15 protein-coding genes are annotated in these 20,625 nt (G+C 52.2%); 6 read left to right on the top strand and 9 right to left on the bottom strand.

All coding sequences use genetic code 11. From position 1 onward, the window contains the following. The first annotated feature begins 162 nt into the window (after positions 1-162). Positions 163-1,737 (top strand): RNA polymerase factor sigma-54, encoded by a 1,575-nt coding sequence (gene rpoN, locus P1X16_RS15225; RefSeq protein WP_277230666.1) that lies wholly within the window; start codon positions 163-165, stop codon positions 1,735-1,737. A gap of 101 nt (positions 1,738-1,838) precedes the next feature. On the opposite strand, the gene P1X16_RS15220 is transcribed toward rpoN, so the two are convergent. Continuing rightward, positions 1,839-4,511 (bottom strand): T9SS type A sorting domain-containing protein, encoded by a 2,673-nt coding sequence (locus P1X16_RS15220; protein WP_277230663.1) that lies wholly within the window; start codon positions 4,509-4,511, stop codon positions 1,839-1,841. 556 nt (positions 4,512-5,067) lie between these two features. Further along, the gene (locus P1X16_RS15215; protein WP_277230660.1) at positions 5,068-6,459 is read right to left on the bottom strand and encodes an NAD(P)/FAD-dependent oxidoreductase; all 1,392 of its coding nucleotides are present in this window, start codon (positions 6,457-6,459) and stop codon (positions 5,068-5,070) included. 300 nt (positions 6,460-6,759) lie between these two features. Between P1X16_RS15215 and P1X16_RS15210 the strand changes: the two genes are divergently transcribed. Beyond that, the gene (locus tag P1X16_RS15210; RefSeq protein ID WP_277230657.1) at positions 6,760-6,921 is read left to right on the top strand and encodes a hypothetical protein; all 162 of its coding nucleotides are present in this window, start codon (positions 6,760-6,762) and stop codon (positions 6,919-6,921) included. A 263-nt stretch (positions 6,922-7,184) separates the two neighbouring features. Continuing rightward, positions 7,185-9,920 carry a carboxypeptidase-like regulatory domain-containing protein gene (locus P1X16_RS15205; RefSeq protein WP_277230654.1) on the top strand — a complete coding sequence of 912 codons (2,736 nt, stop codon included), beginning with the start codon at positions 7,185-7,187 and terminating at the stop codon, positions 9,918-9,920. 135 nt (positions 9,921-10,055) lie between these two features. Here the strand turns inward: P1X16_RS15205 and P1X16_RS15200 are convergent, their stop codons facing one another. The 5 genes from P1X16_RS15200 to P1X16_RS15180 all read right to left on the bottom strand — a co-directional run bounded on the left by P1X16_RS15200 (position 10,056) and on the right by P1X16_RS15180 (position 14,526). Continuing rightward, positions 10,056-10,655, bottom strand: a complete 600-nt coding sequence (locus P1X16_RS15200; protein ID WP_277230652.1) for an alpha-ketoglutarate-dependent dioxygenase AlkB — start codon at positions 10,653-10,655, stop codon at positions 10,056-10,058. A 21-nt stretch (positions 10,656-10,676) separates the two neighbouring features. Beyond that, on the bottom strand, positions 10,677-11,375 hold the full coding sequence (locus P1X16_RS15195) for a hypothetical protein (protein WP_277230649.1): 699 nt from the start codon (positions 11,373-11,375) through the stop codon (positions 10,677-10,679). 186 nt (positions 11,376-11,561) lie between these two features. Continuing rightward, positions 11,562-12,848 carry a kynureninase gene (gene kynU / locus P1X16_RS15190; RefSeq protein WP_277230646.1) on the bottom strand — a complete coding sequence of 429 codons (1,287 nt, stop codon included), beginning with the start codon at positions 12,846-12,848 and terminating at the stop codon, positions 11,562-11,564. Positions 12,849-12,875: 27 nt separating this feature from the next. Continuing rightward, positions 12,876-13,952: an amidohydrolase family protein gene (locus P1X16_RS15185; RefSeq protein ID WP_277230643.1), complete on the bottom strand. Its 1,077-nt coding sequence runs from the start codon at positions 13,950-13,952 to the stop codon at positions 12,876-12,878. A 34-nt stretch (positions 13,953-13,986) separates the two neighbouring features. Beyond that, entirely contained in the window at positions 13,987-14,526 is a 540-nt protein-coding gene (locus tag P1X16_RS15180) for a 3-hydroxyanthranilate 3,4-dioxygenase (RefSeq protein WP_277230640.1), read from the bottom strand. 337 nt (positions 14,527-14,863) lie between these two features. On the opposite strand from P1X16_RS15180, the gene P1X16_RS15175 reads away from it, so the two are divergent. From P1X16_RS15175 to P1X16_RS15165, 3 genes are all read left to right on the top strand, one after another. Then, the gene (locus P1X16_RS15175; RefSeq protein WP_277230638.1) at positions 14,864-15,655 is read left to right on the top strand and encodes an SDR family oxidoreductase; all 792 of its coding nucleotides are present in this window, start codon (positions 14,864-14,866) and stop codon (positions 15,653-15,655) included. Positions 15,656-15,818: 163 nt separating this feature from the next. Further along, the gene (locus P1X16_RS15170; RefSeq protein WP_277230635.1) at positions 15,819-16,541 is read left to right on the top strand and encodes a glycosyltransferase family 2 protein; all 723 of its coding nucleotides are present in this window, start codon (positions 15,819-15,821) and stop codon (positions 16,539-16,541) included. A 127-nt stretch (positions 16,542-16,668) separates the two neighbouring features. Then, positions 16,669-18,453: a hypothetical protein gene (locus P1X16_RS15165; protein ID WP_277230632.1), complete on the top strand. Its 1,785-nt coding sequence runs from the start codon at positions 16,669-16,671 to the stop codon at positions 18,451-18,453. Positions 18,454-18,462: 9 nt separating this feature from the next. Here P1X16_RS15165 and P1X16_RS15160 read toward each other — a convergent pair whose 3' ends face one another. Then, the gene (locus P1X16_RS15160; protein ID WP_277230629.1) at positions 18,463-18,975 is read right to left on the bottom strand and encodes a hypothetical protein; all 513 of its coding nucleotides are present in this window, start codon (positions 18,973-18,975) and stop codon (positions 18,463-18,465) included. A gap of 309 nt (positions 18,976-19,284) precedes the next feature. After that, a complete protein-coding gene (locus P1X16_RS15155) occupies positions 19,285-20,580 on the bottom strand; it encodes a hypothetical protein (RefSeq protein ID WP_277230627.1) in 1,296 nt (431 codons plus the stop codon). Positions 20,581-20,625 lie beyond the last annotated feature (45 nt).

Here is a 20,625-nt window from a genome sequence, read left to right as displayed (position 1 = left end):
TCTTATCGTTGTGTATTCGGGCAGATTATTTGTTGGCTGCGGCAACGGTCAGCCCAACATTTTACCTGAAACGCAAGTACAGAAAGGCCTATATTTGACCTAACCGCCTCCGTTTCCATCCTAACAGGGCGTACGAGTTTTTTGAGTATGCAAAGACTGGACATGAAGCAGCTTCTCTCGCAGAAGCTGTCGCCCCAACAGATACAATTCATTAAGCTGCTGCAAATTCCGACGGCGGAGCTGGAAGCTCGCATCAAGGAAGAGCTAGAAGCTAATCCTGCTTTGGAAGAAGGTGACGATGCCGACGACGAAGTAGAAGACCAGGAGCGTGATGACGATTCGGCCGATGAAGCCGATGATTTCGACGACCCCGATGCCGAGTTTGATAACCCAGACAATACGCTGGACGAAGACTTCGACAACGACAACCAAACCGAAGAACAACCCGAAATAGATTTGTCCGCCAAGGACGAGCCCCTGGAGCAGAGCGAGACCAGCAACGACGACCTCGACCTGAGCGACTACCTCAACGACGACGAAATAGCGGGTTATAAGATGCAGGGCGACGGCCCCGGCGAAGACGAAGACGACCGGGAAATGCCCTTGGCCGACACCAGCGGCTCCCTTATCGACAGCCTAATCGACCAACTAGGCTTTGCCGACCTCGACGAAAAGCAAGAAGCCATTGGGCGTCAGCTGATCGGCTCCATCGACAACGACGGCTACATTCGCCGTGACTTGTCGGCGATTGCCAATGACCTGGCTTTCTCACAAAATATTGAGGCGTCAGTGTCTGAAATCGAAGCAGTGCTGCATCTGGTGCAAAGCTTCGACCCACCCGGTATTGGCGCGCGCGACTTGCAGGAGTGCTTACTACTGCAACTCGAACGCCGTCCCCAAGACGAAATCACCGAGCATGCTGAACGAATTCTCAACGAAATGTTCGATGAGTTCACCAAGAAGCACTACCAACGCATTCAGCAGCGGCTGGACCTGGAGGACGACGAGCTCAAGGATGCTATTGCGCTCATTCTGAAGCTAAACCCTAAGCCCGGCGGGAGCGGCCCGGTAGGTGGCGGCAAGGCGCAATACGTCATTCCCGACTTCATCCTGACCAACGACAACGGCGTTTTTAACCTCACGCTTAACTCGCGCAATGCCCCCGATTTGCGGGTGTCTCCGGCTTACACCGAGATGTTCCGGGCTTATGATAAGGGCGCCAAGAAAGACAAGAAGCTGAAGGAGGCCGTCACGTTTGTAAAGCAGAAGCTGGATTCAGCCAAGTGGTTTATTGATGCTATTCGGCAGCGCCAGAACACGTTGCTCCGGACCATGGATGCTATTGTGCGCTACCAGCGGGAGTTTTTTCAGGAAGGCGACGAAAGTAAGCTGCGCCCGATGATTCTGAAGGATATTGCGCAGGAAATCAACATGGACATCAGTACCGTGAGCCGGGTAGCCAACTCGAAATCGGTGCAAACAGAGTTCGGCATTTATCCCCTCAAGTATTTCTTCTCCGAGGGCATTGCTACCGACTCAGGCGAGGATGCATCAAGCCGGGAAGTGAAGCACATTCTCAAGGAAATCATTGAGGGCGAGAAAAAAGACCGGCCCCTTTCTGACGATAAGCTCGAGAAGATGCTTAATGCCCGCGGCTACAACATCGCCCGCCGCACCGTCGCCAAATACCGGGAGCAGCTCAACATTCCGGTGGCTCGTTTGCGCAAGGAACTATAAAGAACTGGTTTGTCAGCTCCGCTCACTTGAGTTGTACGGTTTAAATCAAAAAGCCCCGAAGCAATGTGCTTCGGGGCTTTTTCGTAGTACTTAGTTACATCTTACTGCTTCACGACGCGTCGGGTAGCTGTCTGGCCATTGCCTTTCACTTGCAGAATGTAGGCGCCAGAAGCCAGGTTAGCCGGCGGCTGTACCTCGAGCTGCTGTGCGGCGGCACGAGAAGTGGTGCGGTGTACTACCCGACCTTGCATGTCGGTGAGGGTAAGCACGGTACCAGCCGCAGCGGGGCGGTCCAATTCTACGCTCAGCTTCTCGCGGAAAGGATTCGGATAGGCATTCCGCACGAAGCCGTTAGTGGCTAAGGCCGCGCCGCGGGTGCCGAGTACGCGTAGCGCATCGGTGGTGTAGAGACCCCGACCGTGGGTGGCGGCAGCCACTTGCTTGTCGGAGGTGCGCATACGCAGCATATCTACCCGAACATTGGCAAGGCCATTGTTGGCTGGCTGCCAAGTTACGGTGGTAGCGGCAAGGTTATCGGTGACCCACACGCCGAGTTCGGTGGCCAGCATGACGCGGGTACCATCGGTGGGGTCGAACAAAGCCCACCGGATGGGCATATCGGGTAGGTTGCCTTCCGCGCTGCGCCACGTTGTGCCGCCGTTGGTGGTTTCCCACACGCTGTTTACGCCGTAATTAGAATACGTTACAACCAAGTGCTGCTCGTTGCCACGGTCTACTGCCACACAAGACACGGAGCCTGGTGCAGGGCTAGCGGCCGGCACCCGAATCTCCGTAATGACTGGTGTTCGTGGCGCCACATTCAGCGTGGAATCGATACGTAGCACCTTGCCCGAGTTGGTACCCACGTATATTCGGTTTGCCACGCTCGGCGACACAGTAACGTGCGTAACAGTACCAGCCCCTGGCAGTGGCACCGCTGTAGCCGTAGTTCCGGCCGTAGTGGTAGCATCTAGCCAGCGAAACATTTGGTTGGCACCGTAGCCGCCATACATAGTATTGGAGCGGCTATCATAGTCGGTAGGGTTGATAAAGGACCCAAGCGTGGCGCTGATATTATGGTTGGAAAAGCTGGTTCCCCCGTTAATTGAGCGACGGTACTGTGCGTACACGTAGCTTGTAAACTGGAACTGCGGCTCGTCTTCGTCGATAAAGCAGAAGGCGCCATCACCGCCCGTGGCAGTAGTAGTACCCACCACGCCAGCACCGTTGAAGAGCTGCGTACCATTGTCTTGCGAGCCAGCCAAGAAGTAGTTTACGTTGGTAGGGTGTACCGCAACAGCATAGAACTGCGTGATGTTCAAGCCTTCTACACGCGTACTGAACACAGGAAGAGCCGGGGCTTCCACCGAAGCATTCATGGTCACGGACACGCCACCATCGTTGCCGAAATAGCAGATGTCAGGCGTGGCGAAGGCAATGGCATGGTGGTCGGCGTGCAAGTAGCCTGCCGAAGTACGAGCTGCCGTCCAGTTCGACACTTTCGTCCAGATAACCGGATCATCGGCTGCCGTAGTCGAACGAAACACGTCCAAGCCCCCCACATAAATCAGGTCGGGGTTGGTTGGCGATACGCCAGCCAGCAGGTCATACCAAGCTTGGCTACTAGCCAGCGCCGTGGCATTGCCACCGGGCAGGGTCATGGTTACCCAAGTATCACCGCCATCGTCGGAGCGGTACAGATTGAGCACTCCGCCCGTGCTGGCGCTTTCCATGATGGCGTACACGCGGCGGGCTCGGCTTGGCGCACAAGCCAACTCGATGCGCTCGTAGCCCGTGGTAGGCAAACCGGAGTTTGCCAGTGTGTTGAGCTTGGTCCAGGTAGTAGCGTCGCCGGAGGGCGAACGATAAATACCATCGGTCTGCCCTGCTCCGATACCCACGGTAGCAAACAGCGTTCCGTTGGCTGAAATTTCGATATCTGCAATGCGGTCGAGCACGGCTCCGACACCTGCGCCTAGCACTTTCGTCCAGGTGGAGCCACCATTGGAGCTGCGGAACAAGCCAGCACGCGTACCCGCGTACAAGTCGCCGTTGGTGGGGTGAACCAAGAGCTTCTGAACGTACTGAAAATTGACGCCGGTGGTGCTAGGTAGTTGCTCCCAAGTCCGCCCGTGGTTGCTGCTCTTCCAAATACCTTCTCCCCGAATAGCATCGGCGTTTGTGAAGCCTTCACCCGTGCCGAAATACATGATATCGGCGTTGCGGGGGTCCGCTGCTAATGCTGTAATAGCTAGGTTGGAAAAGAAGTTGTCTACGCTTTGCCAAGTGGCGTTCGGGTCGAGGCCCTTGGTTGTTTTCCAGAGGCCACCACCCACCGAACCGCACCACACAGTATTGCCGCTCGGGTCGCCGGCATCTACCAGAAGGGCACGCGTACGTCCGCCTACGTTGGCTGGCCCACGTTCTGCCCATTGGGTTAGAGTAAGGCTGCCCGAAGCTGGCCGCTGGTTGGCACGCTCGGCTATCAACCGCTGCGCATATTTCTGGGCCAACACCAACCGTTCACGTGGCACGGTACCCGTCGCGGGATCCATAGTCCGCGCTATTTCCTGTTCGATTGCCAGATCTGGCCGATCTTCTTTGTCTCTCTCCTCTTCCTCCTCTTCTTCAAATTCCCGCCCCTCGCGCAACTCTTGCGACAAGCTTGCATTGCTAGGTTGGTGCTGCCACCACCAGGTACCCCCCGCGAGGGTACCGGCTGTGGCCAATCCAAGTAAAAGTTGTCGCCCGCGGGGGCCCAATAGTGTACGCATTATACCATAGAGTGAAGTGAAAAATCTGTTCTGACAGCAATACGGCACACGCCATACGCACGAGGTTGCTAAAGATAGTATAAGCAGTCACAATAGCCAGCTAGTTCAGTGGCTTTGGTTATCATTTTCAGCTTAGTAGGGTCCTACTGATTCCTTGAACCACTCTATTGCTTTTTTCAGCTACATATCATCTCTTACTGCTTCCTAGCTACCTATTCTCAGCTTCGGCGCAGCCACGATGCTTGTGTATAATCTACTAGAAGCCGCTGATGCCTTATCGTGCTATATGCTCCTCGGTATGACCCTTGCCGTTTGCTTACCCCGCTCGTCTCGTTGCGCTGGAAAATAAGTACCTATGGGGTAGGGGCCGGCGGGGCAGTTGAGTTGATGGCAGTGCTTTATGGTCAGGACGCCCCTACTAGTACCAATGTTAGATAACTGTTAACCAGTATCTTAATAGCGGGCACAGTACTAAGCGTCCGACTGGTGCTGAATGCGCATATTCCAGCTCAGGTGTGAGCTGGAGCCGAATTAGCTTGCTGAGGGCAGTTCGGCACTAGTTTAGCTTGCTCATTTCCTCACGTAGTTGTTTCTGCACTTCATCTCGCTCGAAATCAGCTTCTGTTTGGATGTAGGGCATCAAGCGGCTCATAATGCGTTCCTGCCGCTGGCCGTTAGCCAACGCTTCGGCGTATGGAATGTGCGAGAACGTAACCTGCGAGTACAGCGGGAGCCATTGGCCTGGGTACCGCGCCGAAATCTTGCTTTCTATCTTTTTCTGCAGCAGAAACCGAGGATCAGCTACCCGGTCGCGCATCTCCTCGAAGTTGTAGATGGCTAAGTCCGCCATGGCGTCGGCATCGGGTTTGCGCATGGTTTGAAACCGTTGGAAGATGGTATGCCAATCGGTGCCATATTGGTCTAGCAGCGCGTTGAGGACCGAGCAGTCTTCGAAGCCAGCATTCATGCCTTGCCCATAAAAGGGCACAATGGCGTGCGAAGCATCCCCAATTAAAAGTACGTCATCCTGGAAAGCCCACGGAAAGCAGCGTACAGTGACGAGAGAACCGGTAGGATTTTCAAAAAAGTCGGCACTCAGTTCGGGCATAAGCGGCACGGCATCCGGAAACACTTCCTCGAAGAAAGCCTGCACTTGCGCTGGTGTTTGCAGCGCCGCAAAGGAGTGCTGACCTTCGTAAGGAAAAAACAGCGTACACGTGAACGACCCATCCAGATTGGGCAGCGCAATCATCATGTACTGACCGCGCGGCCAAATGTGCAGGGCATGTTTTTCGAGTTGCCAAGTGCCATCGGGTCCGGGCGCAATATGCAGCTCCTTGTAGCCGTACTCAAGGTAGCTTTGGGAATAATTGTAGCGGTCGGTTTTCTGCATTGCTCCCCGCACGGCCGAATAGGCTCCATCAGTACCGAACAACCGGCGGAATGGGCGTACCTGTTCTTCTCCCGTAACAGCATCGCGCAACTCAAGGGTATGCTCACGCAGGTCTACATTCAGGCATTGCTGGTTGAAGTACAGGGAAACACCCGGCTCAGCTTCCACTAAATCCAAAAGTTTGCGGTTTAGGCCAGCCCTCGATACCGAGTAAATGGCCTGATTATCCTGCCCGTACGGCTGATGGGTGAGTTGGCCGCGCTGGTCGTGCATTATACGGCCATACATCGGAATGCCCACCTGACGCACCTCCTCGCCAATGCCCACGCCTTCCAAAGCCCGCCACCCACGGTCGGATAAGGCCAGATTGATGGACCGACCTTCCAGCGCCCCCGCCAACCGTGGATCAGCGCGGCGCTCAAATACATCTACCCGGTGGCCGTGTCTGGCCAAATAGAGCGCAAGCAGCGACCCCACCAAGCCCGCGCCCATAAGCGTGAGTTGTTCGGTAGAGGTTCCGGCAGGTAGGGCGGTAGGTGTGGTGGCGTCAGACATAGAGATGACCTATACGGTAAGAGCGGCGAAGCTAGTTGTTCAACATCGATTTTGGCATCTCCAGCGAAAAGCAGTTCATCGGATAAACCTAATGGTTCGACTTGATTTCGTACCGGGTCATCGTAATCCGCGGCTGCGCACGCATACGCCGTTTAGATTTGAATTATAAAACGAAGCAGTTGAACAATCCCTAAAGGCTGACCACACTCTTCTTCGTTAAGCTCAACAATCAAGCCCTTCATCTTATACTCTTGTTTCGTTGTGGCTGATTCACTCCCTCCAACTCAACCACCCACTACCATGCCTATTGTTGTATTCGACCTTCAAGATTGCAACTCGGCTTCTACCCATGCACCCGAATCAGCTGAGCAGGAATCGGGGGAAGTATTTCGCATCGGCGAATTTTTAATTGGCAACAGCGAATGCTCTAACCTAGGTGGACACCCTGATATCCGGTACTAATTCCAAAGGAAATACCCCTGCTCTTGATGCTTATTTAGCAACAACCGCCTTCAGGCGGTTTTTTATTGGCATCAATTATGCAAGAGCTCTAGAACAAGCAATTTATTGATATTATTATAAAATATATTCAGCTATTACACAATGCAATTGTTTTACCTTTTCTAATATACAACTTCCTTGCTTTTAAGCCGTAACGACTTTACTTTTACGAAATATTTGGATGCCGACCTATTATCAAACCTCACCTTTTGCTCATTTAATTAATGGCTAAATTTTACCATATTGCTGCTTTACAGGCTTTTACAGCTTTTGCAGCCACTACTGTTCAGGCACAAGACGCAGTTACTGTCAGCGGAATCGTTCAGAATGAAGCGGGCGAACCAATACCTGGCGCAACAGTATTTATCAAAGGCACTTTTATAGGAAGCAGCACAAATAACGAAGGCAAATTCATACTTAAAGCTGATTTCTCACAGCTTCCAGTGGTCCTGTCCGTTTCGTTTGTAGGCTACGAAAGCCGTGAGGTGTCTCTGTCGCAGCCAGACAACGCGGTGCAGGTGAAGCTGAAGCAAAACACCACCCTTACCAACGAAGTAATTGCTTCGGCTTCCCGGGTAGAGGAAGGCATTTTGCAAGCGCCCGTCACGGTTGAAAAACTGAATACGCAACAAGTAGAGCGTATTCCAACTGCCGATTTACAGGTGGGTCTCAACCAGTACAAGGGCATCGATGTAAACAGCAGTAGCCTGTTAATGAACTCGCTGAGCACCCGAGGCTTTAACTCGGGTAAGTCGGAGCGCTTGATTCAGTTGACAGATTATTTTGATACTCAGTCGCCTAGCCTTAACGTGAACACTGGCAACCTGACGGGTTTGTCGGAGCTAGACGTAGAAAGCATTGAAATTATCCACGGGCCAGCGTCAGCACTGTACGGAGCCAATGCCTTCAACGGCGTATTGCTACTCAACTCGAAAGACCCGTTTGTGAGTGAGGGCTTGAGCGTACGACTCCGTGGGGGCCAACGCAGTTATTTCGACGGCCAGGTACGCTACGCCAAAAAGCTAACCGAAAGACTCGCCTTCAAAGTAGTAGGGTCTTACCTGACAGCCGACGACTGGTTGGCCAGCAACTACGCTGCGACCAGCCAACTTGTGGAGCGTCGCAACAACGAACAAGGCTCTAATCTGAACTACGACGCCGTCAACCGCTACGGTGATGTGGGGGGCTTCACGTTCACCAACAACCCATCCGACCCAAGTTACGCTAGCACCCCGGCCGCATTGCGTGGTAAGACTGTGTTCATGCCCGGCTTTACCGAGCAAGAATTGCTAGGTAAAGACGATAAGGCCAAGTCATTGAAGATTCACCCCTCGCTTTCGTACCTGCTTACAAACAGCGTAAAAATGACGGTGGGCTTCAATTACAGCCGCGGCACGTCCAGCTATCAGAGCAGTAGCCGCTACCGCTTCCGTGATTTCGGCAGCAATCAGCTGCACGGCGAAATCAAAGGCACACGCTGGTTTTTGCGTGGTCAAACGGTGCAGGACTTCGGAGGCAAATCGTATGATTTAGGCTTCTTGGGCTCTTTCATCCAAACCTCTCCTACTGGCAACACGGCTCGTCCAACTGAGACGTATGCCAGCCGTTTCTATGAAACCTATATAGGCACCTTCCGTGCAACGGGCTCTTTAGACCGTGCTCAGCAGGCTGCCAACGCCACTCAGCTTAGCTCCACTGATCCTCGCTTTCAGGAGCTACGCACCCAAATCATCAACGATGCCACGCCAGGCCGTGGGGCTCGGCTCAACCCAAGCTCTTTGTTGAACGAAGGGAACGCGCAATACAACTTGCCAGTCGCCAAAAACACCGACTTGATTATGGGCGCAGCTTACCGCAAGTTCCGCCTAGGTTCAAATGGCAACCTGTATTCCGATGATAACAGGCGCATCCAAAACCACGAGCTGGGTGGCTATGCTCAACTGACGCACAAGCTGTTTGCTGAGCGCCTGAAGCTAGCCGCTGCTGGCCGCGTCGATGATTTCAAGAACTTCAAGCCTGCTTTCTCGCCGCGGGCCTCGGCCGTATATTCAGCTGGCGCCAACAAGCAGCACAACTTCCGCGCCTCCTACGGCCGCGCTTTCCGCTCCCCCACTCAGCTCGATCAGTATATCCGCCTCGACGTAGGCCAGGTAGTACTGCTCGGCAACGTAAACAATGGCTTCCAAGGCTATAGCACTACTAATGCGGCTGGTCAGCAGTTCGGTACACCTGGCGCGTCGTTGGCATCGTTTGAATTTGAGGCTGCCCCTTTAAAACTAGAGCGCCTAAGCACGTATGAAGTTGGCTACAAAGGCACTATAGGAGAGAAGCTAGCGCTTGATGTGAACTACTTCCAGTCTTACTACAATGACTTCATCGGCGCTCAGCGTTTCATTGGCAACCGCGACGGTAGCCGCCCAACAGACACACAGCTAGCCGCTGAGTTTGCCCGGCCGCGACTAACGCCAGCTGGTGTACCTTTCCAGGACCAAGGCTCCCAAACCCGCGTGCTGCAGGTTTGGACCAACGCCAGCCAGGAAGTGCGCACGAAGGGTGCTGCCGTGAGTGCAAGCTACAGCGTAATGGCGCCGCTCACGCTGACAGCAAACTACTCTCTCAACATATTAGATCGTAGCAACCTGCCCGCGAACTTTCAAACGTTCTTCAACACGCCCAAGCACAAGTACAATGTAGGTGCTAACGGTGTAGTAGCGCGGCATGTAACCTATGCGGTGAACTACCGCTGGGCGCAGGGCCACCTCTACGAGCAGCCTTTTGCAGTGGGTGAGCTGAAGGACTACAGTACTGTGGATGCGTACGTAGGCTACGAGGTACCAAAGCTGTTCACTACGTTCCAAGTAGGCGGCTCAAACCTCTTAGATAAGACGAACACGCAAGTGTATGGTGCTCCTAATATTGGACGCTTGGTATTTGCAGGTTTGCTTGTCAACCTCAAATAACTGATAAGTAGTCAGATACAAAAAGGGCCGCGCAACTTGCGCGGCCCTTTTTGTATCTAGTAATCTGCCGTAGTGCCTAATCTGATTTAGAGCATCCCTAGAATGCCTTGTGCTTGCTGGCTTAGTTGGCAAAAGTCAACCGTTCATCACTAACCGAAATGTAAGGTTTAGGCGCGGCGCGGTAGGACGAACCGTTTTGGGTACTGCATGTAGCCAATGCTGCTGAGTAGGGCCACGCATCAGCAGCAGGCTACCCGTGGGCAAATCCAAAGAAATAGGGCTATGAGAAGAATACTGCGGGTCGCGTGGCCGCAGGCGAAACCGGCGGGTGGCGCCCAAGCTTACAGACGCAATAATGGGCGCGGGTCCGAGTTCGGGTTCATTGTCGGCATGCCACCCCATACTGTCTTGACCGGTCCGGTACAGATTGAGCAGGACGCTATTGAAGTGGGCCTGCGTAGCAGCTTGTACTTGCTCCCGCAGCAGTTGCAAAGCAGGCGTCCAGGGCTGCGGATCCAGCGCTATACCAGAGTAGGAATAGCGGGCAGTTGGGTCGCCATGCCAAGCAGTTAAGCGGGGCTGCATTACTTCCTTCCCGAAAAGCTTGATCGGTTCGTGTCGCCAGGCAATGGTGTTAGTTAGCTCTTCTAGCAAGCTAGCTGCCACATCGGGGGCGAGAAAATTGGGGTCGAGCAGTACGTCGGCGTGCGGTAGTGGAATACGGGTGAGAGGCACAACTTCTAGCAGTAAGGCAAGCTACCGTTCCATCATCTTCTCCATTTTCGCCTGCACTTCCTTGGGCTGCTGCTTGACAATGTATGGCATTGCCAATTGCAGGCCCCATACAATCAAAAAGCAAATCAAAATGGGCGGTAAAATGCTCTTGCTACGGTAGTTGTCGGTATGTACATAGCGCGGCCAGAACCACAACAGGTAAGCTAGTACAGCAGGAACGTTGAAAAGCAAGCTACCCAGAAACGGGTTTAGTCCTTGCTGTAGAATAGCCCACGTCAGAATCTGAGAGCCAACCATCATGTACACGACAATGAACACGATCAAGCCCAGAAGGGCACGCATGCGCCGCAGCCGAAATAAGTTGATGCCTAACAGAACCCCGCCCCCTATCATCATCGATATGGGCAGAATTGAAAACAACACGATAGTGCCCGGTGAGTAGAGAGCTGGTGCTTCCTCTTCGTCTTGCGCCGAATCAGCATCGTCTCTTACACTTGGCTTAGCTATGACAGCTGCAGCCCTCTGCTGCCGTTGCTGCTCAACAATAGGTCCCAATTCGGACCGAAGAGTGGCCGCCTCAGCAGGATGTTCGCCGCGCCGTTCTAGTTCGTCGAGGGCCGCCAAGACAGCATCCTCGCGGTATTCAGCGCGGTTTTGCACGTAAAGCAACAGCTCAGAAAGAGGTTTGCGGGACATTTTCTCCGCGTATTCATCAGCCATGGCAGTATGCTTCAATAGAAAAACGACAGGAGTTAGGTAATAGAACGTAAAACACCACTGCTTGATGAATAATGCCCGAAATGTTGTACGCTGCCATCAATTATCTCTTGCTCTAACACTTGCGCTTGGCTACTCGTACGACTGTACAAGTAGCTGCAATGGGCATCAACGACTTGCGAATGATGCTTAACGTTGCGTTGCGGCCCATTCCGCAAGCGCGGCACCCACTCGCTGCACATCCTGAAATGAGTTGTAGAGCGGTACTGGGGCCAGCCGAATCACGTTGGGCTCACGCCAGTCGCCAATGATACCAGCCGCCATCAAGTGGTCAAATAGTTCACGCCCATTCCGATGCACCAGCAAGGAGAGCTGGCAGCCTCGCTCGGCCGGATTTGTGGGCGTGATGACTTCAAGCTGAGTTTCTGGCAATTCCAGACGCTTGATTAAGAACTCCAGATAGCCCGTAAGCAACTCACTCTTACTACGCAGGGCTGCCATTCCGCCGGCAGCATCATGCACCGCTAAAGCAGCTTCGTGTACGGCCATGGTCAAAATCGAACTGTTGGAAAGCTGCCAACCGGCCGCCCCGCGCATGGGTCGAAAGCCTTTGCGCATCTTGAATCGTTCTTCTTCGTCGTGGCCCCACCAACCGGCTAGGCGCAACAATTCTGGCTGATCCGCGAACCGCTCGTGTACAAAAGCGCCAGCTACCCCACCCGGTCCCGAATTCAAATACTTATAAGTGCACCAACAAGCAAAGTCCACGTCCCAATCGTGCAGATGCAGCGGGATGTTGCCAGCGGCGTGGGCCAAATCGAAACCAACCTTGGCCCCTACTGCGTGCCCAGCCTGCGTGATAGCTGCCATATCGTAGAATTGACCCGTGTAGTAGTTGAGCCCACCCATGATAACGGTAGCCAACGAACCACCTAACTCATTGATCTTGGCCACAACGTCTTCCGTACGCAAGGTATGCTCGCCGGGACGCGGCGCCAGTTCAACAATAGTATTGTCGGGGCTGAGGCCGTGCAGTTTCACCTGCGATTCTAGAGCGTATTGGTCAGAAGGAAACGCGCCACTTTCCATCAGCACCTTATACCGGGAGATGGTGGGCCGGTAAAAGGAAACAAGCAGCAGGTGTAAGTTGGTAGTCAGGTTATTCATCACCACCACTTCCAGCGGCTTGGCTCCCACTACACGCGCCGTAGCTTCGGCCAGCCGCGCGTGGAAGTTCATCCAGGGCGTATCGCCTCGAAAGTGGCCTTCCACGGCCATCTCCTCCCAGTTCATGAATTGACGCTCGGCAGCAGCACGAGCAGTACGTGGCTGTAATCCGAGAGAATTGCCGCACATATATACGCTTTCTTGCCCATCAGGTCCCGGCGGAATATGGAACTGGTTGCGAAATTCACGCAGCGTGTCCTGCGCATCTAGCTGAGCGGCGAAGTCGGGAGTAGGTTCAAAAGAGGTCATCAAAGGCAAAGGTACACCGATAGACTACTACCTTGCCGCCATAATTTCCATTAAATGCGAATCAGGCAGGCCTAGCCAATCAAGGGCATTTTGGCCGAGCATCCGAGCTTTTACAGCAGCCGGACAGGACATAGAATTTATCAACTCACCGGGTGTTAGTTCACCGAGCGGAAATGGGTAGTCGGTGCCAAGCACAATCTTGTCGGTTCCCAGCGTTTTTATCAGATAGGCCAGCATGAGTGGGTCATGCACCAAGGAGTCCACCCAGAAGCGCCCCAGGTAGTGGCGTGGGTTTACGTTGTTGTCGACCGCGCACAGATCGGGGCGCACTTTGAAGCCATGCTCAATGCGCCCGATGGTACTGGCAAAGGAGCCGCCTCCGTGCGCCACCGCCACCCGCAGGCGTGGCAACCGCTCTAGCACGCCTCCAAATACCAGTGAGCAAAGCGCCAACGTGCTTTCGGCAGGCATGCCCACCAGCCAAGGCAGCCAATACTTCGGCATTTTTTGCTGAGCCATCATATCCCAAGGATGCACGAATACACACGCACCCAGTTCTTCTGCCGCCGCAAACACCTCAAACAACTCCGGGGCATCCAGATTCCAATCGTTGACGTGGGTGCCAATTTGGATACCAGCCAACCCTATCTTCATACACCGCTCCAGTTCCTTTACGGCCAAATCAGGGGCCTGCATGGGCAGGGTACCAAGGCCCACAAACCGCGCTGGATAGCGCCGTACCACATCAGCAATATGATCATTGAGCAGTTGGCTCAGGTCTAGTGCATCCAGTGGTTTGGCCCAGTAGCTGAACATAACTGGTACCGTGCTGAGTACTTGCACCTGCACACCAAATCCGTCGTACTCGCGCAGACGCACGGCAGGGTCCCAGCAGTTGTCCTGAATTTCGCGGAAAAACTTGTCGTCTTGCATCATGCGGGCGCAACACGGTTTGTGATGCTCCAGCCGGATAAAGCCCCCGTAACCGTACCGCTCGCGCAGATCAGGCCACTGCTCGGGCAAAATGTGGGTGTGAATGTCGACAGTAAGCGACTTTGCAGGCAACAACGAAGGCGGGGCGGCGGAAGGAAGAGGTGAAGGCATTGCCGCGGCTACACGTAAGATAAAAGAGCAAACATCACTCAGCAGGAGCTGCTACCGGTGCAGGCGGTGCCATTACGGTACCGCACACCTGGCATGTGCGTTTGTGCTCGTCCTGCCAGAACCGATTCATGATGGGAGGCAGTTGGCTCACGATATCCGTGATTTCGGCAAATTCTTCGTAGAGCTTGTTGCCACAATTTTCGCAGTACCACTGAAAACCGTCTAGCTCACCAGCTGTGCGGTAGCGCTCTAGTACCAACCCTACCGTACCGGCTGGTCGCCGTGGTGAGTGCGGCACCCGCGGCGGTAGCAGAAACATTTCCCCGGCTTTGATTTCAATATCTACCGGTTTACCGTCTTCGATAATCTTCACCACAATGTCGCCCTCAATTTGCATAAAGAGTTCTTCGCCCTCGTCGAAGTGGTAATCTTTGCGGGCATTGGGGCCACCCACAACCATGACAATAAAATCCTGATTGTCTTTATACACCTGCTGATTGCCGACGGGCGGCTTAAGCAGGTGGCGGTGTTCATCGATCCACTTTTGGAAGTTAAAAGGCCGAGCAACAGGCATGGCATGGAATGATTAAGTAGGAAATGGTTGCTAGCGTATTTGGCTCCTGCAACATCATTGAACTTACGCAAAACTAGCTAACCAGTACGGCAGCTTCCACACAAGACAGCTAGGAAACGGCCGGACGAGTTTCACGAAAAGTGAACAGCAGCGTAACCCTTACTTCTGCACGCAACAGCTGAGCAGCAAAGCACAAACGAATTAGATGGGCTACCGCGACGCTCCCACCATAGCAAGTTAGGTCGATTCGCATTCACAAGACCCTCCTCTACCTCGTCGCGTTGTGCGCTTAAGGCAGTATTTGCCTAGTTTTAGCCCGTACTTAGGTATTCTTACCATGAATTTCGACTTTTCATCTCAACGAGCCTTAGTAGGTGGTAGCACCCAAGGCATCGGACGTGCCGTGGCCGAAGCTCTGGCAAACAATGGAGCGACAGTCACGCTGCTAGCACGCGACGAAGCTCGTCTGCGCGAGGTAGCCACCGCGCTACCCACCCCTACAGGGCAGTCTCACGACTACATAGTGGCCGATTTTTCGGAGCCTAATCTACTTGCTCAGCGGCTCGCTGAATACCTAGTCACGCACGCAGCAGGCTTCGACATACTCGTTAACAATACCGGTGGTCCGGCAGGTGGCCCCATCATAGAAGCGCCAGTCGATGCCTTTCGAGCAGCATTTGAGCAACACCTAATTTGCAATCACCTCTTAGCGCAGGCTCTAATGCCTGCTATGCGTGAGCGGAACTATGGCCGCATCGTCAACATAATCAGCACCTCTGTGAAACAGCCTCTACCGGGCTTGGGTGTGTCCAACACTATTCGCGGAGCAGTAGCTAACTGGGCGAAAACGCTGGCAAATGAAGTAGGCCCTTTTGGCATTACAGTGAACAACGTTTTGCCTGGTGCTACTGTCACACAACGCCATACTTCCCTCATCGATAAGAAGGTTGCTCAAACCGGGCAATCTGTAGAACAAGTAGAAGCAAGCATGCGCAAACTGATTCCAGCAAACCGGTTTGCACAGGCGGAAGAGGTAGCTGCTGCTGTGGTATTTCTTGCTTCAAAAGAGGCTGGCTACATCAACGGAACCAACGTTCCGGTAGATGGTGGACGAACGGGCAACTTGTGAGTTAGCAAGCGTACGAAAGGTCCAAAATAGTACTTATAAAAAGCTAACTATCAGTATTGATATTCATTATTTAATCTATTCTAATAGATATTTAAAGGATTCCTTTCTATTATTACTGCTTTCATTCTATTTTTCCTGACTTTCTTAATACTTCCTAAACACCTTGGTCACTTTCAACAAGCTATCGATCGTAATTCCAGTCTATAATGAGGGCCGTACAATCCATCAGATTTTGGATTTATTACGCGAGCTGAAACTGGTTAACAATATTCAGAAGGAGATTATTCTGGTGAATGACTGCTCCACCGACAATTCAGTGGAAGCTATCCAGAGATATGCAACCAATTACCCTGACATGGGATTGAGGCTGCTCCAACATACTGTAAACCAAGGAAAAGGCGCTGCCTTACACACTGGAATTCGCGAAGCCACTGGCGACTACATAATTATTCAGGATGCTGACCTAGAGTACGACCCTGAAGAATATAATTTGTTGCTTAAGCCTATTCTGAAAGGCTTTGCTGACGTGGTATTTGGTTCACGCTTCATGGGAGGCAAGCCCCACCGCATCCTCTTTTTCTGGCATAGCATCGGCAATGCAGTACTTACTTTCCTTTCGAACATGTTCACGGATTTGAACCTGACCGATATGGAAACCTGCTACAAACTTTTCCGACGCGACATTATCCAGGGCTTGAAGCTAGAGGAAAAACGCTTTGGCTTCGAACCCGAAGTAACGGCTAAAGTATCTCGGGTACCTGACGTGCGAATCTATGAAGTAGGCATCAGCTATTATGGTCGCACCTACGCAGAGGGGAAGAAGATAGGTTGGCGTGACGGGTTCCGTGCCATCTACTGTATCGTGAAGTACGGCTTGTTTGGCTAAGTTTACGTCGCCAGTCTCTCCTGCTACTTCTTATTAGGGAGCGTCTTTGGCGTCTCTTCACAACTGTTATATGTTGCTCCCTAAACATTATGCTACTCGTGGCCCGTTGCGCCTAGCTGTAGCAGTTATGCTCGTTTTATTGCTGTTTGCATGGCACTTTTACTTAGAACGGGCTGCCTACTCCGACCTAGCGTACCATCTGTTTTACTACTTAAAAGATAAAGCCTTATTTATCCAGAATCGGCGCTTTGTAGCCATTGCCACTCAATTGCCGACTTTGCTGGCCATTAAAGCAGGCTGGCCACTAGATGCTGTACTGCGTTTGTACTCAGTTGTTTTTATCGTCTATTATTTAACAGTATTGCTTATCTGCGCCTACTGGTTTCGCAATGAACAGGTAGCCTTGGTAGTAGCGCTGCTCTACGTGCTATTGGCTTCGCGCACGTTTTATTGGGCCCAATCTGAGCTACCGCAAGCACTTGCCGCCTTACTACTATTTTACGGAGGCGTTGCACGGCAAGCACCGCTTCAATGGCGGTTTAGTACGCTGGCGTTAGCTGCTTTAGTGCCTGTATTTGTGTTTGGGCACCCCCTTAGCATCATGCCTTTCCTTTTCATTTGGGCTTATGATTGGCTATTGAACCAGCGGTTCAGAGATTGGGGATATTATGGCCTACTACTACTGGCACTTGCCATGTATGAGCTACGGGCTATGCTGATTCCGCCGGGCTCGTACGAGGCCACCCACATGACCTTTTTGCCTAATCTAACGCAATACTTTCCACATTACTTCTCCCTAATTAGCTTCACCAATTTCTGGCGTCTTTGTAGTCAGAGCTTTATTGCGCTACCTTCTCTGCTACTTGCACTCACCGTATTTTATGCCCGGCAACGAAATGTGCTGGCGTGGTTGCGCTTGTTATTAGTATGGGTTTCAGTGATAGGCTACGCCTTTGTTATCAATGTATCCTACCCTGAATATGGCGATGACACGTATCTAGAAAACCTGTATTTGCCCCTTACGCTTTTTGTCGCTATTCCTTTTGCGCTAGAGCTATTGCCAGCCCTGGAAACTAAATGGAAGGGGCGGGGTGCAACGTGGGCAACTACTTTATTAGGGCTTGTTTTAGTTGCCCGACTCGGTTTGGTATGGCAACGGCATGTTCCACACACTGCGTACCGGGACTGGCTGATCCAACTGGTTACGTATACGCGCCAGTTTCCAGAGCACAAGTTTCTTATGTACGCCAACAATGTAGATCCGTATCAGCTGCGGACTGGCTGGCCTTCCTGGGCTTTGGCGTGCGAAACAATGATGGTCAGCGGCTGCCATGGTCCCGACTCGATACAAACGGTGCGTGCTGAACAGGATAGCAATCAATTGAGAAGGTTAGAAGCCGAGGGGGGGACAACTGTCTTACATGGTCCCTTCGAAATGCTAAGCCCGAGTAACTTTCCGACCAACTATTGTCGGTTCCCGGCGACTTCTTACCGCACCCTCAACACGCAGCCCCCTGCTGATACAGCAGCACTTGGCGCCTATATCACAGCTCATCAACGAGTTAGCCTTGCACTAGTGAATGAGTTGCCAAAGACTCTTCGAGCGAATCGGCAGCATACTGTGCAAATCAGAGTAAGCGTTCCAACGGAGCTACAACCTCTGCACTCAGGAATACAGGTAGAACACCCAACGTTGCTCCGCACAGCATTCTACAAGCCCCATGATTGGCCGACAGATGCTGCTCCTTTAGAAACCCCTTTAGAGCTCGACATATGGCAGCCCTGGATGCAAACAATTGCTTTGCAAACTCCCCAGCAACCAGGGCACTACACCTTCGAAATCTGTTTAATCAGTAAAAATTATCGGGATTGGCCAGTGCGCTTACGCATTCCCGTAGAGGTGTTGAATTAGCCTTGCATACTATTGGGCAAGAGAAATTTTCAAATCGTCTAGGTACACTGGCTGCCTAGTACTGGCCCCCCATAAGTAAACCTTCAACAAACTCGTGGGCTTGGCCGCCGCAGGCATCGTGATTGTAGACTCAACATATTGCCATTTGTTGAATGTAGTCACCGCCTTGGATAGGTCAACACCTTCCCACACCAATGGCGGACGATTATCGTTGCCTGGTTTCACCTCTATTACCATCTTCGCGCTCGTTTGCCCAGCCGACAGTATCCAGGCCCCAACGGTAATTTTGGAAGGCCAGTTAGGCGAAAGCTTACCAAGCTCATTGCTATAACCCAAACTATAGTCTTGCCCAGGCGCCACCACAGTACTGTACTTGCCAGAATGAGCTTGATCCTTTGTTAAAGCGCCAGCGGAATTCCCTAGCCAACCGTCGAAATGCTCGAAATCGCTGGATGTTAACTCATTGCTGGAAGCAGCATCTTGGCTTTGGGAACAGCCGGCCAGCATCAAGCTGGTAAGCACACAAATGGCAGAAGGGTTTCGCAACATACTATTCTGAGAGCAAAAGGTGTGGAGTAAGTCGAGAATACCAGTCTAAGCACTTTTCTTCTGCTATTGCTTGGCAAAAAGAAGTGTCTTTAATGACTGGTTCAATTAGTTGACAAGGTACTAGTGATGGTAAGAGTAGCGCTAAGCTGCCCTCTTGTTTGACTTTACAGTTGTGTGTTTGCCATGTCGGCTAAAGTCATGCAAACAATTAAAAATCCCTGTAATCTGGATTAAGCAGGCACTGATGCGCTAGACGATATGTGATAAGACAGAACACTTTCTTTACGTAGGCCAGGTTAGCCAAAAGAAACGCTCCCGATACATTTCCCAGGTGGTATCTGACCAATGCAGAATGCCTAAATGATACTGCCAAGTTTGTGTAAGGTTGAGAACGATACACAACAGCAAGATAAACGCAGCACTATGGAGCTTACCGTTAGAACGACGGCACCAATCGAAGAAGCTAGCTAACGGTAATGCCAACAGTGGGTAGATACCAATGAGTGGCCGGGCGCTGAATCCGCCTCCATACCACCACTCTTCCCAGCTGAATGTAACGTAGAGCACCAGTGGTATCATTACTAGCGCTACAGGCAATGCTTCTTTTACCTGCCGCCGCATAAAGAAAATGCCTAGGATAGCCAAAGCCATGACTGGCGTGTAAATCAACCAGCCCTTGCGGGGACTAAATAGGCCTAAGAGTATATGAGGATGACGGAAATCAAATCTTTCGCCTGGATAGGAGTCGATAAACCATGCCCCCCCTACGCTATGCCAAAACCAAGACTGCAGCGACAATACTGACAGAAACAGCAAAGCCATAACTATTACTTGGTTTCGATACTGCCACAAGTGCCGTCCACGTTCGTGCAGGGCGCTCCACGATGTAAGGCCCCATAAAGCCGGTACCAGCAACATCCATACTTCTGTAACCCGCACTAAGCCCACCAAACCTAATACAATACCTATTAGTATGGCATCGCGCCAACGGAATGTTGCCAACCATTTACGCGTGAGCAGTAGCAAGCCTGCGTTCAGCATAAATAGCGTGCCGTGCGACGTAGGTGACTCGTAGGTGGCGTAGTTGAGGAAATTGGTGGCCAAGCCAATAGCAAGAATTGTAAGCGCTACCGTAGTGTCTTCAAAGAACTGGCTTAAAACTTTTCGCAATATCCACAGCCCAAGCAAGGCATAGATTAAACAGACTATAGCAAGAGCCTCTTGGTACACAGAGGCGTAGCCATCAGCTGCCGATCCGTTGAGCAAGGCAATAGCATGTGCAACAAAGAAGCCTGGCGCGTAAAACAGCGATAAGCCCAGCGTATACTTTATTACGTTGCGGCCATTAGGCGCCGGTATCAAACCGTAGTGGCTGTCAATGGTGGGGCGATAGTATTCCCGCGTGACGGCTGTATACGATCCATCACCCATATCATCATAAATGAAATAACTAGACAGGTACTGATAGTAACCTGCCATATCCCAAATGATAACATCGTGGCCTTTCCACTTTTCGGCTTGAAAAATCGCTACTAATGCTATTGTGACAACCAGTAAATAACAAGCGAGTGACTTCATGCAGATAATTTCAGGATAAGCCAGAGGTCTGTATTGATGATAGGT

Source organism: Hymenobacter sp. YC55 (genome assembly GCF_029433095.1).
In the GTDB taxonomy this organism is placed as follows: Bacteria; Bacteroidota; Bacteroidia; order Cytophagales; family Hymenobacteraceae; genus Hymenobacter.
This window is presented reverse-complemented; position numbering and strand designations above follow the sequence as displayed.

Bases quoted from the DNA above. Each gene is read 5' to 3' on its own strand.
- rpoN (WP_277230666.1), top strand. From the start codon at position 163: ATGAAGCAGCTTCTCTCGCAGAAGCTGTCGCCCCAACAGATACAATTC.
- P1X16_RS15220 (WP_277230663.1), bottom strand. From the start codon at position 4,511: ATGCGTACACTATTGGGCCCCCGCGGGCGACAACTTTTACTTGGATTG.
- P1X16_RS15215 (WP_277230660.1), bottom strand. From the start codon at position 6,459: ATGTCTGACGCCACCACACCTACCGCCCTACCTGCCGGAACCTCTACC.
- P1X16_RS15210 (WP_277230657.1), top strand. From the start codon at position 6,760: ATGCCTATTGTTGTATTCGACCTTCAAGATTGCAACTCGGCTTCTACC.
- P1X16_RS15205 (WP_277230654.1), top strand. From the start codon at position 7,185: ATGGCTAAATTTTACCATATTGCTGCTTTACAGGCTTTTACAGCTTTT.
- P1X16_RS15195 (WP_277230649.1), bottom strand. From the start codon at position 11,375: ATGGCTGATGAATACGCGGAGAAAATGTCCCGCAAACCTCTTTCTGAG.
- kynU (WP_277230646.1), bottom strand. From the start codon at position 12,848: ATGACCTCTTTTGAACCTACTCCCGACTTCGCCGCTCAGCTAGATGCG.
- P1X16_RS15185 (WP_277230643.1), bottom strand. From the start codon at position 13,952: ATGCCTTCACCTCTTCCTTCCGCCGCCCCGCCTTCGTTGTTGCCTGCA.
- P1X16_RS15180 (WP_277230640.1), bottom strand. From the start codon at position 14,526: ATGCCTGTTGCTCGGCCTTTTAACTTCCAAAAGTGGATCGATGAACAC.
- P1X16_RS15175 (WP_277230638.1), top strand. From the start codon at position 14,864: ATGAATTTCGACTTTTCATCTCAACGAGCCTTAGTAGGTGGTAGCACC.
- P1X16_RS15165 (WP_277230632.1), top strand. From the start codon at position 16,669: ATGCTCGTTTTATTGCTGTTTGCATGGCACTTTTACTTAGAACGGGCT.
- P1X16_RS15155 (WP_277230627.1), bottom strand. From the start codon at position 20,580: ATGAAGTCACTCGCTTGTTATTTACTGGTTGTCACAATAGCATTAGTA.